The sequence below is a fragment of the Acidovorax sp. SRB_24 genome, assembly GCF_012931925.1.
Window position 1 is genome coordinate 1 of sequence record NZ_MWOM01000042.1, and the last position, 14,970, is coordinate 14,970.

14 protein-coding genes are annotated in these 14,970 nt (G+C 69.6%); 5 read left to right on the forward strand and 9 right to left on the reverse strand.

What is annotated here, in order from left to right; translation table 11 throughout:
• The 6 genes from B2J89_RS14190 to B2J89_RS14215 all read right to left on the reverse strand — a co-directional run.
• A partial coding sequence (locus tag B2J89_RS14190) for a class II glutamine amidotransferase (RefSeq protein ID WP_169169718.1) occupies positions 1-668 on the reverse strand: 668 nt, incomplete at its 3' end.
• 38 nt (positions 669-706) lie between these two features.
• On the reverse strand, positions 707-2,179 hold the full coding sequence (locus B2J89_RS14195; protein WP_169169719.1) for a DHA2 family efflux MFS transporter permease subunit: 1,473 nt from the start codon (positions 2,177-2,179) through the stop codon (positions 707-709).
• 10 nt (positions 2,180-2,189) lie between these two features.
• Positions 2,190-2,378: a 4-oxalocrotonate tautomerase gene (locus B2J89_RS14200; RefSeq protein ID WP_169169720.1), complete on the reverse strand. Its 189-nt coding sequence runs from the start codon at positions 2,376-2,378 to the stop codon at positions 2,190-2,192.
• A 28-nt stretch (positions 2,379-2,406) separates the two neighbouring features.
• Entirely contained in the window at positions 2,407-2,661 is a 255-nt protein-coding gene (locus tag B2J89_RS14205) for a cysteine-rich CWC family protein (RefSeq protein ID WP_169169721.1), read from the reverse strand.
• 119 nt (positions 2,662-2,780) lie between these two features.
• Positions 2,781-4,994, reverse strand: a complete 2,214-nt coding sequence (locus B2J89_RS14210) for a malate synthase G (RefSeq protein ID WP_169169722.1) — start codon at positions 4,992-4,994, stop codon at positions 2,781-2,783.
• A gap of 273 nt (positions 4,995-5,267) precedes the next feature.
• The gene (locus tag B2J89_RS14215) at positions 5,268-7,334 is read right to left on the reverse strand and encodes a molybdopterin-dependent oxidoreductase (RefSeq protein ID WP_169169723.1); all 2,067 of its coding nucleotides are present in this window, start codon (positions 7,332-7,334) and stop codon (positions 5,268-5,270) included.
• A gap of 155 nt (positions 7,335-7,489) precedes the next feature.
• On the opposite strand from B2J89_RS14215, the gene B2J89_RS14220 reads away from it, so the two are divergent.
• The 3 genes from B2J89_RS14220 to B2J89_RS14230 all read left to right on the forward strand — a co-directional run bounded on the left by B2J89_RS14220 (position 7,490) and on the right by B2J89_RS14230 (position 10,300).
• Positions 7,490-8,713 carry a M20 aminoacylase family protein gene (locus B2J89_RS14220; RefSeq protein ID WP_169169724.1) on the forward strand — a complete coding sequence of 408 codons (1,224 nt, stop codon included), beginning with the start codon at positions 7,490-7,492 and terminating at the stop codon, positions 8,711-8,713.
• Positions 8,710-9,807 (forward strand): M14 family metallopeptidase, encoded by a 1,098-nt coding sequence (locus tag B2J89_RS14225; RefSeq protein WP_169169725.1) that lies wholly within the window; start codon positions 8,710-8,712, stop codon positions 9,805-9,807. The genes B2J89_RS14220 and B2J89_RS14225 overlap by 4 nt, the downstream gene beginning before the upstream one ends.
• Before the next feature lie 238 nt (positions 9,808-10,045).
• Positions 10,046-10,300 (forward strand): acyl-CoA-binding protein, encoded by a 255-nt coding sequence (locus tag B2J89_RS14230; protein ID WP_169169726.1) that lies wholly within the window; start codon positions 10,046-10,048, stop codon positions 10,298-10,300.
• Between the two features lie 63 nt (positions 10,301-10,363).
• On the opposite strand, the gene B2J89_RS14235 is transcribed toward B2J89_RS14230, so the two are convergent.
• Positions 10,364-10,681 carry a polyhydroxyalkanoic acid system family protein gene (locus B2J89_RS14235; protein ID WP_169169727.1) on the reverse strand — a complete coding sequence of 106 codons (318 nt, stop codon included), beginning with the start codon at positions 10,679-10,681 and terminating at the stop codon, positions 10,364-10,366.
• A gap of 363 nt (positions 10,682-11,044) precedes the next feature.
• Here B2J89_RS14235 and B2J89_RS14240 point away from each other — a divergent pair, with 363 nt between their 5' ends.
• Both B2J89_RS14240 and B2J89_RS14245 read left to right on the forward strand, forming a co-directional pair.
• A complete protein-coding gene (locus B2J89_RS14240; protein WP_169169728.1) occupies positions 11,045-12,361 on the forward strand; it encodes a class I SAM-dependent methyltransferase in 1,317 nt (438 codons plus the stop codon).
• Positions 12,322-12,687 carry a DUF1840 domain-containing protein gene (locus tag B2J89_RS14245; protein WP_169169729.1) on the forward strand — a complete coding sequence of 122 codons (366 nt, stop codon included), beginning with the start codon at positions 12,322-12,324 and terminating at the stop codon, positions 12,685-12,687. The genes B2J89_RS14240 and B2J89_RS14245 overlap by 40 nt, the downstream gene beginning before the upstream one ends.
• A 51-nt stretch (positions 12,688-12,738) precedes the next feature.
• Here B2J89_RS14245 and B2J89_RS14250 read toward each other — a convergent pair whose 3' ends face one another.
• Together B2J89_RS14250 and B2J89_RS14255 are read right to left on the reverse strand one after the other, a co-directional pair.
• Positions 12,739-13,761: a tripartite tricarboxylate transporter substrate binding protein gene (locus tag B2J89_RS14250; RefSeq protein WP_169169730.1), complete on the reverse strand. Its 1,023-nt coding sequence runs from the start codon at positions 13,759-13,761 to the stop codon at positions 12,739-12,741.
• 140 nt (positions 13,762-13,901) lie between these two features.
• Positions 13,902-14,882, reverse strand: coding sequence for a tripartite tricarboxylate transporter substrate-binding protein (locus B2J89_RS14255; protein WP_169169731.1), 981 nt, complete (start codon positions 14,880-14,882; stop codon positions 13,902-13,904).
• Positions 14,883-14,970: the final 88 nt, after the last annotated feature.

The window sequence follows — 14,970 nt, forward strand, 5'->3', positions numbered from 1 at the left end:
GCCACCCGATCGGTCGGTGAGGTTTGCGTGGAAAAATCCACCCGCACGTCTTCATCGGCCAAGTGGGCCTGGGCAAATGGATAGTGGCGCTCGATGTAATACAGGTGGGTCGAGGCATGGGCCCACAGGGCCTGGCCATTGGACAGCAGGAAATTGAAGGTGCCGTGCGGTGCAATGTGCGCAGCGAGTTCGCGCAGCGTGAGCGTCAGTTCGCCAATGCTTGGCACATCGGCATGTGATTTGGCCAGCTCCTGCATGATCCAGCAGAACGCGTGCTCGCTGTCGGTCGAGCCCACCGGATGGAAGCTGCCGTGCAGACGCGGCCTGAAGTCTTTGAGGTCGCCGTTGTGCGCAAACACCCAATAGCGGCCCCACAGTTCGCGCACGAAGGGGTGGCAGTTCTGCAGGCTGACAGCGCCCTGCGTGGCCTTGCGGATGTGCGAGATGACGTTGCAGCTTTTGATGGGGTAGCGGCGGATCAGGTCTGCCACCGGCGAATCGACGGCGCGCTGGTGGTCCACGAAGTGGCGCACACCCTTGTCTTCAAAGAAGGCGATGCCCCAGCCGTCGCAATGGTCGCCTGTGTGGCCTGCGCGCTGCGCAAAGCCGGTGAAGCTGAACGTCACGTCGGTCGGCGTATTGCAGTTCATTCCCAGGAGTTGGCACATGGTGGCACGGTAACAAAAAATCCGATGAAGGAGCAGGCTCAGCGTGAACGCGCCGCCGCTGGAGCGGGTGCCTCGCGCAGTTGCCAGGCTGCTACCAAAGCCAGCACGCACAGGCCCGCGAGCATGACGAAGGTTTCGCCAAAGGCCGCCACGCGCGCTGTACTGCTGGCGGCGGCGGACAAGGAGTCGCCATGCGCGCCCAGGCGCCATTCGAGCACGATGCCGCACAGGCTCACGCCCGTGGCGCCGCCCAGCATGCGCACGAAGCCAATCGTGCTCGAGCCCTGGGAAATCAGCGGCTTGTCCAGCGGCCGCATGGCTCCCAGGTTGAGCGACGGCAGGATAAAGCCCAGGCCGATGCGCCCCAGCACGCTGAATGCCACCAGCAGCCACAGCGCCGACTGCAGCCCCACGAGCAGCATCAGCGCGAACGAGCAGGCCAGCAAGGCCAGGCCCGTCATGACCAACAGGTGCGTGGGCTGCCGGTCGGCCAGGCGGCCGACAAGGGGAATGGTCAAGGCCAGCACGATGCCGGCGGGCAGCAGGGTGGTGCCCACGAGCGAGGCCGACATCTGCAGGCCCAGTTGCATGAACACCGGCAGCAGGTAGGTCGAGCCAAACAGCGCCGTGCCGTAGATGAACGCGACCATGCAGCCCATGGAGAACTGGCGGTAGCGGAACAGGCGCAGGTCCATCAACGGGGCGCGCCCCTGCGCGATCTGGTGGCGCTGCCACCCGATGAACAGCACCACGGCCAGCACGGCCGCGCCCAGCAGCCCCATCCACTCGCTGGTAGACCCATTGTGCAGCGCCACCAGTCCGTTGAGCAGGCACAGCGTGCCCACGGTGCCCAGCATCAGCCCGCGCCAATCGAGCGATGCGCCCTGGCGGTCGGCCTGGATGCCGCCGGGCGCATTCACCGGCACGTACTTGTAGGCCAGCCAGATCGAGGCCAGGCAAAACGGCACGACCATGAAGAAGATCGAGCGCCAGCCAAACCAGTCCACCAGCAGTCCACCCACGCTGGGACCGATGGCCGGGGCCAGCACCACGCCCATGCCGAACATGCCGCTGGCCCGCCCCTGTTCATGCGGCCGAAAGGCGTGCAGGATGATCACGGCCGGAATCGGCTGAACGATGCCCGCCGCCAGCCCCTCGGCCACGCGCGCCGCCATCACGAGGCCGAAGTAGCCCGACAGCCCGCCGCCAACGCCGCCCAGCAGCAACAGCACCATGGCCGCCACGTAGGTCGTGCGGTAGCCGTAGCGCGACAGCAGCCACGGCGTGGTCAGCATGGACACCGTGGTGGCGACCATGAAGCCCGAGGTCACCCACTGCGCCCGGTCCTGGCCGAGCGAGAAATGCACGCTCATGTCCGGGATCGCCACGTTCACGATGGTCGACGAGATGATGGACGCCATCACCCCCACCATCACCGACAGCAGCAGCAGCCAGCGGTAGCGCTCGCCGTGGCGCGCGCGCAGGGCAGCGGCGGAGCCGGGGCCGCTCATGGCCGCGGGCTCAGCTGCGTTCCGACCAGAGCTTGCCGCCAGTGGCCCAGTTTTCGCGCTTCACGTTGGTGATCAGGATGTCCACCGATTCGGGCGAGCCGCCCAGCACCTCGACGCTGACGCGGGTGATTTCTTCCACGAGCTTCTTCTTTTGCTCGATGGTGCGGCCTTCCATCATTTCGATGTGGTACGTGGGCATGGCGTGGGTCTCGGACGAAAGGAAGGGATCATAAAGCGGTGCCCGCACGGTCGCTGCCGCGTTCGCTGGAATGTTCCGGGCTGCGTGCGCAGACGGGGCAAATGCAGCACTGCCCGCGCAAGGGCGGCGGCACGGCGGCCAGGGCTGCGGGCGCCACGCGCGCGTGCATGCACCAGCACCCGGCCGCGGGCTTGCCCTGCACGACCGCGCACTGGTTGGCCTGGCCGCACAGCGGGCAGGCAGCGTCATCTGGCGGGGCGGGGGCAGGGGCAGGGCAGGTCATGGACGCCCAGTGTAGGGCGGGCGACAGGCATAAAAATGGCGCCCGCAGGCGCCATGGTCATTGAAATGGGCCGCAAACGCTGACGGGTCAAGCGCTTGCAGCTATCAATAATGATAGTGTCATGCGGCCTGCCCGGCCTTGACCTTCAGGCGCCAGGCATGCAGCAGGGGCTCGGTGTAGCCGTTGGGCTGCTCCAGGCCCTTGAAGACCAGGTCGCATGCGGCCTGGTAGGCGGCCGAGGTGGCAAAGCGCCCGGCCATGGGCTGGTACAGCGGGTCGCCCGCGTTCTGGCCGTCGACCACGGCGGCCATGCGCTCGAAGGTCTCGCGCACCTGCGCCTCGGTCACCACGCCGTGCAGCAGCCAGTTGGCGATGTGCTGGCTGGAGATGCGCAGCGTCGCGCGGTCCTCCATCAGGCCGACGTTGTGGATGTCGGGCACCTTCGAGCAGCCCACGCCCTGGTCCACCCAGCGCACCACATAGCCCAGGATGCCCTGGGCGTTGTTGTCGAGCTCCTGCTGCTTTTCGGCATCGGACCAGTTCGGGTTGGTGCTGACGGGCACGGTGAGCAGGCCGGTGAGCAGGTCGTCGCGCGCGGCTGCCACGTCGGTCTTTTCCATCTCGATCTGGATGTCGCGCACCAGCACCTGGTGGTAGTGCAGCGCGTGCAGCGTCGCGCCCGTGGGGCTGGGCACCCAGGCGGTGTTGGCGCCGGCCTTGGGGTGGACGATCTTCTGCTCGAGCATGGCGGCCATCAGGTCGGGCATGGCCCACATGCCCTTGCCGATCTGCGCCTTGCCGCGCAGCCCGCACGAGAGGCCGACGAGCACGTTGTTTCTTTCGTAGGCCGGCAGCCAGGCGCAGGTCTTCATGTCGCCCTTGCGGACCATCGGGCCGGCCTGCATGGCGCTGTGCATCTCGTCGCCGGTGCGGTCCAGGAAGCCGGTGTTGATGAAGGCCACGCGGGTGGCGGCGGCGCCGATGCAGGCCCGGAGGTTGACACTGGTGCGGCGCTCTTCGTCCATGATGCCGAGCTTGACGGTGTCGGCCGGCAGGCCCAGCACCCGCTCGACGCGGCTGAACAGTTCGCTGGCAAACGCGACTTCGGCGGGGCCGTGCATCTTGGGCTTGACGATGTAGACCGAGCCCTTGCGCGAGTTGCGCAATCCCTTGGCGCCATGGCCCTGCAGGTCGTGCAGCGCGATGGCGGTGGTCACGACGGCGTCCAGGATGCCCTCGGGGATCTCGCGCTGCGCGCCCTGGGCGTCGGTGTAGAGGACGGCCGGGTTGGTCATCAGGTGGCCGACGTTGCGCAGGAACATCAGCGAGCGGCCGTGGAGGCGCACCTCGCCGGTGCCGCTGGCGGCGGTGTAGACGCGGTCGGGGTTGAGGCCGCGCGTCACGGTCTTGCCGCCCTTGGCAAACGACTCGGTCAGCGTGCCCTTGAGGATGCCCAGCCAGTTGGCGTAGCCCAGCACCTTGTCTTCGGCGTCCACGGCGGCCACCGAGTCTTCGAGATCGAGGATGGTCGACAGCGCCGCCTCGATCACCAGGTCGGCCACGCCGGCCGCGTCGCTGGAGCCGATGGGCGTGGCGCGGTCGATGACGATGTCGATGTGCAGGCCGTGGTGCACCAGCAGCACCGAGGTCGGCGCCGCCGCGTCGCCCTGGAAACCGACGAGCTGGGCCGCGTCCGTCAGGCCGGCGCGGGCGCCGCCCTGCAGCGTGGCGACCAGCTGGCCGCCTTCCACGTGGTAGCCGGTCGCATCCTTGTGCGAGCCGCTGGCCAGCGGGGCCGCCTGGTCGAGGAAGTTGCGCGCAAAGGCGATGACCTTGGCGCCGCGCTTTTCGTTGTAGCCCGGGCCCTTGTCGCAGCCGTCGGCCTCGGAGATGGCGTCCGTGCCATAGAGCGCGTCGTACAGGCTGCCCCAGCGCGCGTTGGCCGCGTTGAGCGCATAGCGCGCGTTCAGGATCGGCACGACGAGCTGCGGGCCGGCCTGCACGGCCAGTTCGTCGTCGACGTTGGTCGTCGTGGCCTGCACGTTGGCGGGCACGGGCACGAGGTAGCCGATGGTTTCGAGAAATTTGCGGTAGGCCGCCATGTCGGTGATCGGGCCGGGGTGGGCCCGGTGCCAAGTGTCGAGCTCGGCCTGCAGGCGGTCGCGCTCGGCCAGCAGGGCGAGGTTGCGCGGGGCCAGGTCGGCGACGACGGCGTCAAAACCCTGCCAGAAGGCCGCGCTGTCCACGCCGGTGCCGGGCAGGACCTGATCTTCGATGAAGCGGTGCAGGACGGTGGCTACCTGCATGCGGTGGACGGTGGTGCGTGCGGTCATGGACAAACCCTCAAACGGTGGAAAACACAAACGGCGGGCGCCCCGCAGGGCGGACAGGTACCACTGTATTCGAATTGTTTGTGGCCATAAATACCGTAAAAACGCAGAAACTTGTGACTTTTATGCACAAATGAGCGCTGGTGCCGGCCCACGGCACCGGGCCGTGCCCGCCCGGGGTGGCGCTGCAGCGGAGCCGTGTTTCTCATTTTGATAGCTTTCAGCGCAGAGCTGGTAAGCGTTTGGGCCGGTTTTGACTGAATTCGGTGGTGGGGCTCAGGCGGTCGCGGGCGCGACTTCCACTTCCACGGCGCAATCGTAGAACGTCGGCCCGGCGCCGAGATCGGTCAGCGCCTGGCCCGTGAGCTCGTTGACGTTGGTGCCGTCCAGCCCCAGCTTGCGCCACCAGATGCCCAGGCCGTGGACCACGCCGGGGCGGGCGCGCTCGCTGACAACGGCATGGCACCGGTGGCTGCCGCGGTCGTTGAACACGCGCACCACGGCGCCGTCGGCGATGCCGCGCGCCTGGGCGTCGGCGGGGTGGATCTCGAGCAGCGGCCGGCCCTCGATGTCGCGCAGGCTCTGTACATTGACGAAGGTGGAGTTGAGGAAGTTGCGCGCCGGCGGCGAGATCATGGCGAGCGGGTAGGCCGAGGAGCGGCCGGGCAGCTCGTGGTTGGGCAGGTGGTCGGGCACCGGGTCGTGCCCCTGGGCGGCCAGGCGCGCGCTATAGAACTCGCATTGGCCCGACGGTGTCGGAAAGCCGCCGTCGGCAAACGGCGCGTCGGGCAGGGCGAGCGGCGCAAAGCCCTGGTCCAGCAGCGCTCCAAAATCGACCTGCTCGCCATAGGCCTGGCGGCACAGTTCTTCGTCGCTGTCGGCAAAGCAGGGCTCGGTGAAACCCATGCGCGCGGCCAGGTCGCGGAAGATCTGCGCGTTCGAGCGCGCCTGGCCCACGGGCGCGATGGCCGGGCGGTTGAGCAGCACGTCGGTGTGGCCGTAGGACAGGTGCACGTCCCAGTGTTCGAGCTGCGTGGTGGCGGGCAGGATGTAGTCGGCGTAGTCGGCGGTGTCGGTGTGGAAGTGGTCGAGCACCACGGTGAACAGGTCTTCGCGCGCAAAGCCGCGCACCACCCGGCCCGAGTCGGGCGCCACGGCCACGGGATTGCTGTTGTAGACCACCAGGGCCTCGACCTGCGGGCCGAAGGCCGGCGAGGTTGGGCGCAGCAGGTCGTCGCCCACGGTCACCATGTTGAGCGTGCGCGGCGCGCGCCCGGCCAGCAGTTCGGGGCGCTGCAGCAGCGCACGCTGCACGGGAAAGTGGCCCGAGCTCGACAGCAGCAGGCCGCCGGCGCGCTGGCGCCAGGCGCCGGTGAGCGCGGGCAGGCAGGCAATGGCGCGCGTGGCGTTGCCGCCGCCGCGCACGCGCTGCATGCCGTAGTTCAGGCGGATGGCGGCGGGCCGGGTCGTGCCGTAGTCGCGCGCCAGCCGGGTGATTTGCTCCACGGGGATGCCGCAGACCGCGGCCGCGCGCTCGGGCGGCCATTGCAGGGCGCGCTCGCGCAACTGGTCCCAGCCCAGCGTGTGCTGCGCGATGTAATCGTGGTCGAGCCAGCCGTGCACGATCAGCTCGTGCATCAGCGCCAGCGCCAGCGCGGCGTCGGTGCCGGGGCGCAGCTGGAGGTGCTCGTGGCATTTGTCGGCCGTTTCGGTCTTGCGCGGGTCGATGCACACCAGCCGCGCGCCATCGCGCTTGGCCTGCTGGGCATAGCGCCAGAAATGCAGGTTGCTGGCGATCGAGTTGCTGCCCCAGACCAGGATGAGCCGTGACTCGGCGAAGAACTCGACCTTCATGCCGAGCTTGCCGCCCAGCGTGTAGTGCAGGCCTTCGCCGCCGGCGGTGGAGCAGATGGTGCGCGCCAGCTGCGAGGCGCCCAGGCGGTGGAAGAAGCGCCGGTCCATGCTCTCGCCCTGCACCAGGCCCATGGTGCCGGCGTAGCTGTAGGGCAGGATGGCCTGCGGGTCGCGCGCGGCGATGGCGCCCAGGCGTGCGGCGATGTCGGCCAGCGCCTCGTCCCAGCCCACGGGCTCGAACCGGCCCAGGCCCTTGGGGCCGACGCGCCTCTGCGGCGTGAGGATGCGCTCGGCGTGGTGCGTGCGCTCGGCGTAGCGCGAGACCTTGGCGCACAGCACGCCGCCGGTCTGCGCGTGCGCCGGGTTGCCCTGCACGCGCGTGGACACGCCGTTCTCCACCGTGGTCAGCAGCGCGCAGGTGTCGGGGCAGTCGTGCGGGCAGGCGCCGCGGATCTGGATCGGGTCGGTGGACGAAGCGGTGGTGGGCATGGCGGTGGGCTCGTGGTGGCGCAAAGTGCTTGCCGGGGGCGCAGGCGCGGATATTGCACCATGAAGCGGCCTGCGCAGCAGGGGGCCGTGCAAGCCCCGCCTGGCAGTGGGTTTGCCGGGGGTTTGGCTAGACTGGCGCGCAAAGGAAGCCCCACATGACCGTCATCGACTCCATCGCCGCCCAGGCGGACGCCATCGCGGCGCTGCGCCGCGACCTCCACGCCCACCCCGAACTGTGCTTTGAAGAGGTGCGCACCGCCGACCTCGTCGCCGCCAAGCTCAGCGAATGGGGCATTCCGGTCCACCGTGGCCTGGGCACCACCGGCGTCGTCGGCACCGTGCACGGGCGCGACGGCGGCGCCTGCGGCCGGGCGCTGGGCCTGCGCGCCGACATGGACGCGCTGCCGATGCAGGAGTTCAACACCTTCGCGCACGCCAGCCAGCACCCCGGCAAGATGCACGCCTGCGGCCACGACGGCCACACCGCGATGCTGCTGGCCGCGGCCCAGCACCTGGCGCAGCACCGCGACTTCGACGGCACCGTCTACCTGATCTTCCAGCCCGCCGAGGAAGGCGGCGGCGGCGCGCGCGAGATGATCGAGGACGGCCTGTTCGAGCGCTTTCCCATGCAGGCCGTGTTCGGCATGCACAACTGGCCGGGCATGCCGGCGGGCAGCATGGCCGTGAGCCCCGGGCCCGTGATGGCCTCGTCCAACGAGTTCAAGATCACCATCACCGGCAAGGGCGGGCACGCGGCCATGCCGCACACCGGCGTCGACCCCGTGCCGATCGCCTGCCAGATGGTGCAGGCGTTCCAGACCATCATCAGCCGCAACAAGAAACCGGTCGATGCAGGCGTGATCTCGGTCACCATGGTCCACGCGGGCGAGGCCACCAACGTCGTGCCCGACCACTGCGAGCTGCAGGGCACGGTGCGCACCTTCACGATCGAAGTGCTCGACCTGATCGAGCAGCGCATGCGCCAGGTGGCCGAGCACACCTGCGCGGCGCACGAGGCCAGTTGCAGCTTCGAGTTCGTGCGCAACTACCCGCCGACCATCAACACGGCCCCCGAGGCGGCGCTGGCGCGCCAGGTCATGCAGGCCCTCGTGGGCGAGGCGCACGCCGTCGACCAAGAGCCCACCATGGGCGCCGAAGACTTCGCCTTCATGCTGCAGGCGAAGCCCGGCGCCTACTGCTTCATCGCCAACGGCGACGGCGACCACCGCGCCATCGGGCATGGGGGCGGGCCGTGCACGCTGCACAACCCGAGCTACGACTTCAACGACGCCTTGATTCCGCTGGGCGCTACCTACTGGGTGCGGCTGGCCGAAGCCTGGCTGGGCCAGCAACAGGACACCGCCCAGGCGGCCCGATGATCGGCATCGCCGGGGCCTTCGCGCCGACCTATGCGCGCGCGCGCACGCAGTTCCTCGAGGCCGCCGCCACGGCCGGCCTGGCCATCGCCTCGCACCGCCATCCGCTGGCCGGCAGCGCGGGCGAAGACCTGGCGATGGACGTGGTGCGCGAGGGCCCAGCGGACGCCGACAGGCTGCTCATCGTCAGCAGCGCCTGCCACGGCGTCGAGGGCTTTTGCGGCAGCGGCGTGCAGGTGTTCGCGCTGCACGATGCCGAGTGGCGCGATCTGGCGCGCGCGCACGGCGTGGCGGTGCTCTACGTCCATGCGGTCAACCCCTACGGCTTTTCGCACACGCGCCGCGCGACGCACGAGAACGTCGACCTGAACCGCAATTTCCACGATTTTTCCCAGCCGCTGCCGGTGAACGAGGCCTACCGCGCGGTGCACCCGCTGCTGCTGCCCGACGCGTGGCCGCCCTCGCCGCAGAACGCGGCGGCCGTGGCCGGGTTCATCGCCGCGCACGGCGCTGCCGCCTGGCAGGCCGCCATCACGCGCGGCCAACACGAGTTTTCCGACGGGCTCTACTACGGCGGCACGGCGCCGGCCTGGAGCAACCGCGTATTGCGCGAGGTGCTGCGCACGCACGGCCGGGGCGCCCAGCGCGTGGCGTGGATCGATTTGCACACGGGCCTGGGCCCGAGCGGACACGGCGAGCGCATCTTCGTCGGGCGCGACGATGCGGCGGCGGTGCAGCGGGCGCGCCAATGGTGGGGCGGCGGCGGCGCCACGCCGGTCACTTCGCTGCACGACGGAACGTCTTCGTCCGCCTTCCTGACCGGGCTGATGGCCTTGTGCCTGCCTGAGGAGTGCCCGCAGGCCGAGGCCACCTGCCTGGCGCTGGAGTTCGGCACCCTGCCGGTGGCCGAGGTGCTCGACGCGCTGCGCGCCGAGCAGTGGTTGCAGCTGCACCCCGGGGCGCCCGCCGCGCAGGCGCGTGCCATCAAGGAACAGATGCGCGCCGCGTTCTACACCGACACCGATGCCTGGAAAGGCCAGATCATCAGCCAGGCGCGCCAGGCGATGTTCCAGGCGGTGCAGGGTCTGTCTTCCTAGGGTTTTGGGCCGCTAACGCATGCAGGGCAAGCGCTGTCAGCTATCAAATTTATCCGACCCGCCTGCGCGCGCTCGCGCGGTGGCCCGGGAAAGGGGTGGACCACCAGGGACGCGGTCCTGCGCTGGAGGGTGGGGCGCGGTCGGGCGTCCATGGCGGCCCCCGGCGCGCCGTAAGATACGCCGCAGAGGCGCTGTGGCGCCCGGTTTCCCCCCCACCCCACCCCAAGGAGCATGTTGCATGGCCGACCTGAACGCCACTTTTGAAGCCGCCGTGGCCCAGTCCAAGAACCTCAGCGAGCGCCCCGACAACGTGACGCTGCTGAAGATCTATGCGCTCTACAAGCAGGCCAGCGTGGGCGACAACACCGAGAAAAAACCCGGCTTCTCCGACGTGGTGGCCCGCGCCAAGTGGGATGCCTGGAGCAAGCTCAAGGGCACGGACGCCGATGCCGCCAAGCAGCAGTACATCGACCTGATCGCCGAACTGAGCTGAGCGCTCGGCGCGCTGCCGTGGCCGTGAGCGCCGACCCGGCGGCGCGGCTGCGGCACCGCGCCTTCAGGCCTGCCCTGGCGCGGCCTCGCCCTGCGTGCCCAGCAGCGCATCGAACTGCGCACCCAGCTCCGCTTCGATGCGCTCCTGGAAGGCGCCGAACAGAAAACCGAGTTCGGCCGCCAGCTCGAACCCATCGGCGCGCACCTGCAGCGTGCCGTCCATGCCCGCACGGCGGAAGTGCAGCGTGTCCTGTGCGTCACCGGCTTCGTACGTGCACTCCATGCCGAATTTCTGCGCGGCCTTGTCGGCCCAAGCCCGGGCGGCCTGGCGCGCGCGGGCAAGGCCCAGGTCGTGGGGGCGGTGGAAGTGGATGGCAGGCACGGGAGGGCTCCGGATCGGGGAAAAAAGGACTGGCTGGCGCTGTGGCCGGCCGGTGCGGCAGCGCATCATAAAACCGCGGGCATCCCGCGCCTGGGGTCCAGGCGGTGCGGCGGTCCTGCGTTGCTTCTTATTTCATAGCTTCCAACGTTCGTGTGGCAAGCGTTTGAGACGGATTTGGCGCCTGAAAACAGCCGGCGCCTACGGCAGCGCAGCCCGGCCCGGGCTGCTGGGGCCGCACGGCCCGGCACGGCGGTGGACGCGCAGGGCACGGAAGGCTGGCAGGAATGGGCGCCGCAGTGTACGGTGTGGCCTGCGATCGCATCCGACAACGCCCGCACCTGCGGAGCCCAGGAAAGGGAGGCCATGGCCGTGCCGTTCATCCAGGAAAAAATTGTCCAGCGGCTGGCGCAGCTGCCGCTGCCCGTGGCCTTGCAGCTGCCTTCGGGCGAACGCCTGGGCCCGCGCCCGGCCGCGGTGGCGCTGATGTTCAACGACGCCGCCAGCCTGGCCAGCCTGGCCAGCGGCCACATCGGCTCCCTGGCCGAGGCCATCGTCGAGGGCCGCGTGCGCTTCGAGGGCTCGATGCGCGACCTCATGGCCGCCGCCGCGGCGCTGCTGCCCGGCAACCCGGCGCACAGCAACGTGGGCTGGTGGGGGCGCACGCTGCAACGCGCCAGGTCGCTGGCGGCGCACACGCCCGAGCGCGATGCGCGCCAGATCCAGTTCCACTACGACGTCTCGGATGCGTTCTATGCGCTGTGGCTCGATCCGCTGCGCGTGTACTCCTGCGCCTATTTCCGCAACAGCGCGATGACCCTGGCGCAGGCGCAGGAGGCCAAGCTCGACCACATCTGCCGCAAGCTGATGCTGCGGCCCGGCGAGCGCTTTCTGGACATCGGCGCGGGCTGGGGCGGCCTGCTGCTGTGGGCCGCCGAACACTACGGCGTCGACGCCACCGGCATCACGCTCTCGCGCAACCAGCACGCCCACGTGCAGGGCCTGATCGCCGCGCGCGGCCTGCAGGGCCGCGTGCGCATGGAACTGTGCGACTACCGGCAGTTCCAGGCGGCGCAGCCGTTCGACAAGATCGCGTCGGTGGGCATGTTCGAGCATGTCGGCCGCGCGCACATGCCGACCTATTTCGCCACCGTGCGCGCGCTGCTGCGTCCCGGCGGCCTGGTCATGAACCACGGCATCACGGCCGGGGGCACCGAAAACACCCAGCTGGGCGCGGGGATGGGCGACTTCATCGGGAAATACATCTTCCCCGGCGGCGAGCTGCTGCATGTCGGCACCGTGCTGGGCGAGATGGCGGCCGCGGGCCTGGAGATGGGCGACACCGAGAACCTGCGGCCCCACTACGCGCGCACGCTGTGGGCTTGGTCCGATGCGCTTGAGGCACGCCTGGACGAGGCGCGCAGCGTGCTGGCCGCCCACGGGGGCGCGCAGCACGCCGAGCGTGTGCTGCAGGCCTACCGGCTGTACCTTGCCGGCAGCGCCATGGGCTTTGAGCGCGGCTGGATCGCGCTGCACCAGATCCTGGCGGCGCGGCCCGACGGCGACGTCGCCACCGGAGCCCTGGCGGGGGCGCAGTCCGCGTATCCTTTCAACCGCAGTTACATGTACACCGAGGGTCCGCCATGCTCTACAAATTCAAATCCCGCTCTACCGCCGACCTGATCCTGCTCGAGCCCCACGGGCGCAGGTTGCTGCAGATCATCGGCAAGGAGCCCGCCGCGAGCGGCATCGTGACGGTGGCGCAGATCCCGGCCGCCGTGGCGGCGCTCGAGGCCGCCGTGGCCGAGGACGAGCGCCAGGCAGCCGCGCAACGCGCCGCCGCGGCCGCCGCGGCCGCAGAGGCTGCGCAGGACGGCAGCGCGGACACGCAGGACAGCGAGGAGGCACCGCGCAGCGACTTCGTCAGCCTGCGCCAGCGCGCCGCGCCGTTCATCGACATGCTGCGGCGCAGCGCCCAGGGCGGCCACGACGTGGTCTGGGGCGCCTGACAAGCAACAGGGTGCTGCAGACCGCGCGCGAGCGCGGCGCTGGCGCGCAAGTCAGTCCACCTTCGCGCCCGAGGCCTGCACCACCTGGGCCCACTTGCGGTGTTCGGCCTCGATGTGGCGCGCAAATTCGGCCGGCGCCATGCCGCCGGGAATCGCGCCCTGTGCCAGCAGCTTTTCCTTGACGGCCGGCGTGGCCAGTGCCTTGGCCACCTCCTGCTGCAGGCGGTTGACCGTGTCGGGCGCGGTGCCGGCCGGCGCCAGCAGACCGAACCAGGAGCTGGCCTCGTAGCCCTTGAGCGCGGCGCCGCCGGCCTGCTCGACCGTGGGCACGTCGGGCAGCGCGCCCGAGCGCGCGGCGCTGGTCACGGCCAGCGCCACGAGCTTGCCGGCCTTGATCTGCGGCATCGACGAGGGCAGGTTGTCGAACATCACATCCATGTTGCCGCCCACCATGTCCATCAGCGCCGGCCCCGAGCCGCGGTACGGGAAGTGCAGCATGTAGGTGCCGGTCATGCTCTTGAACAGCTCGCCGGCCAGGTGGATGGAGGTGCCGTTGCCGCTCGACGCCATGTTGAGCTTGCCCGGCCGGGCTTTGGCCACGCGGATGAAGTCGGCCACGTTGGCGATGCCCAGCTCCTTGGCGCGCTCGGTGTTCATCACCATCACGTTCGGCACGGCGGCCACGAGCGTGACGGGCGCAAAGTCCTTGATGGGGTCGTAGGGAAGCTTGGCGTAAAGCGCCCGGTTGATGCCGTGCGTGCCCACGGTGCCCATCAGCAGGGTGTAGCCGTCCGGGGCGGCCCGGGCCACGGCCTCGGCGCCGATGTTGCCACCGGCGCCGCCGCGGTTGTCGACGATGAAGGGCTGGCCGAACGCGCGCGTGAGCTCGGGCGCCAGCGCGCGCGCCAGCAGGTCGGTGGTGCCACCGGGCGCAAACGGCACGACGATGCGCACGGGCTTGGAAGGCCAGGCGCTCTGTGCCTGCGCCGCCGTGGGCAGGACGGCGCTGCACCAGGCCAGGGCGGCAGCGGCAAGAAGGGCGCGGCGCGGCGCGCGGTGCGGAAGGTGGGGCATGGCGTTCCTTTCGAGGGGGTCAAACGGTGCGGGGCAGGACGGAATGCGCGGCAGCGCGGGCGGCGCGCAGCCGCCTGCCATGAAAAAGCCGCCTGCATCCGTTCGAATGCAGGCGGCGGGTCACGGCGCGGGCGCGGGCTTCAGTCGGCGTAGGTGCCGGCGGCGCGGATGGCTGCGCCCCACTTGTCGATCTCGGCGAGCACGAACTTCTTGTGCTCGGCCGGCTCGACCCGCTTGTCGGTGGCCACGACCGCGCCCAGGCCTTCCTGCTTCTTGATGAAGTCGGGGTCCTTGAGCGCCACCTTGAGCGCGTCGTTGATCTTCTGCAGCACTGGCGCCGGCGTGCCCTTGGGCGCGTAGAGGCCGTGCCAGATGGTCACTTCGAAGTTCTTCACGCCCGACTCGGCCAGCGTGGGCAGGTCCTTGAGCGCGGGCGTGGTGAGGCGCTTGGAGGTGGTCACCGCATAGGCCTTGACCTTCTTGCCCTCGATCTGCGGCGTGGTGTTGGTGGTCTGGTCGCACAGCAGGTCGATCTGCCCGCCGATCAGGTCGGTGATGGCCGGGGCGGTGCCCTTGTAGGGCACGGTGGTCATCTCGACCTTCATGGCGCTCTGGAACATCAGGCCGCACAGGTGCGAGGCCGCGCCCAGGCCGGCGTTGCCCAGGTTGATCTTGCCCTTGCTTTGCTGGATCCAGGCGGTCAGCTCCTGCATGTTGTTGGCCGGCAGGTTGGGGCGCCCGATCAGCGTCATGGGCACGTCGTTGATGATGCCCAGGTACTCGAAGTCGTTGGGCACGCTGAACGAGAGCTTGCGGTAGAGCGCCGGCATGGTGGACATGCCGATGTGGTTGAGCAGCAGCGTGTAGCCGTCGGGCGTGGCGCGCGCGACGCGCGCGGCGCCGATCGAGCTGCCGGCACCGGCGGTGTTGTCCACCACCACGTTGGCGCCCAGGGGCTTGCGCAGGGCCTCGGCCAGGTCGCGCGCGACGCGGTCGGTGGGGCCGCCGGCGGCGAACGGAACGACCAGCGTGATGGTTTTGTCCTTGGCGGGAAAGTCCTGGGCCTGAGCGCTGGTGGCGGCTGCGATGGCGAGAAGGGTAAAGCTCAGCAGGGTTTTCATCGGGGTTCCTTAAATAACGCGCCATCGTAGGGGGGTCTGCGGGTTCGCGCATGCTGGAAAGCACTTAGCTCGGGACCGATTTTTTTCA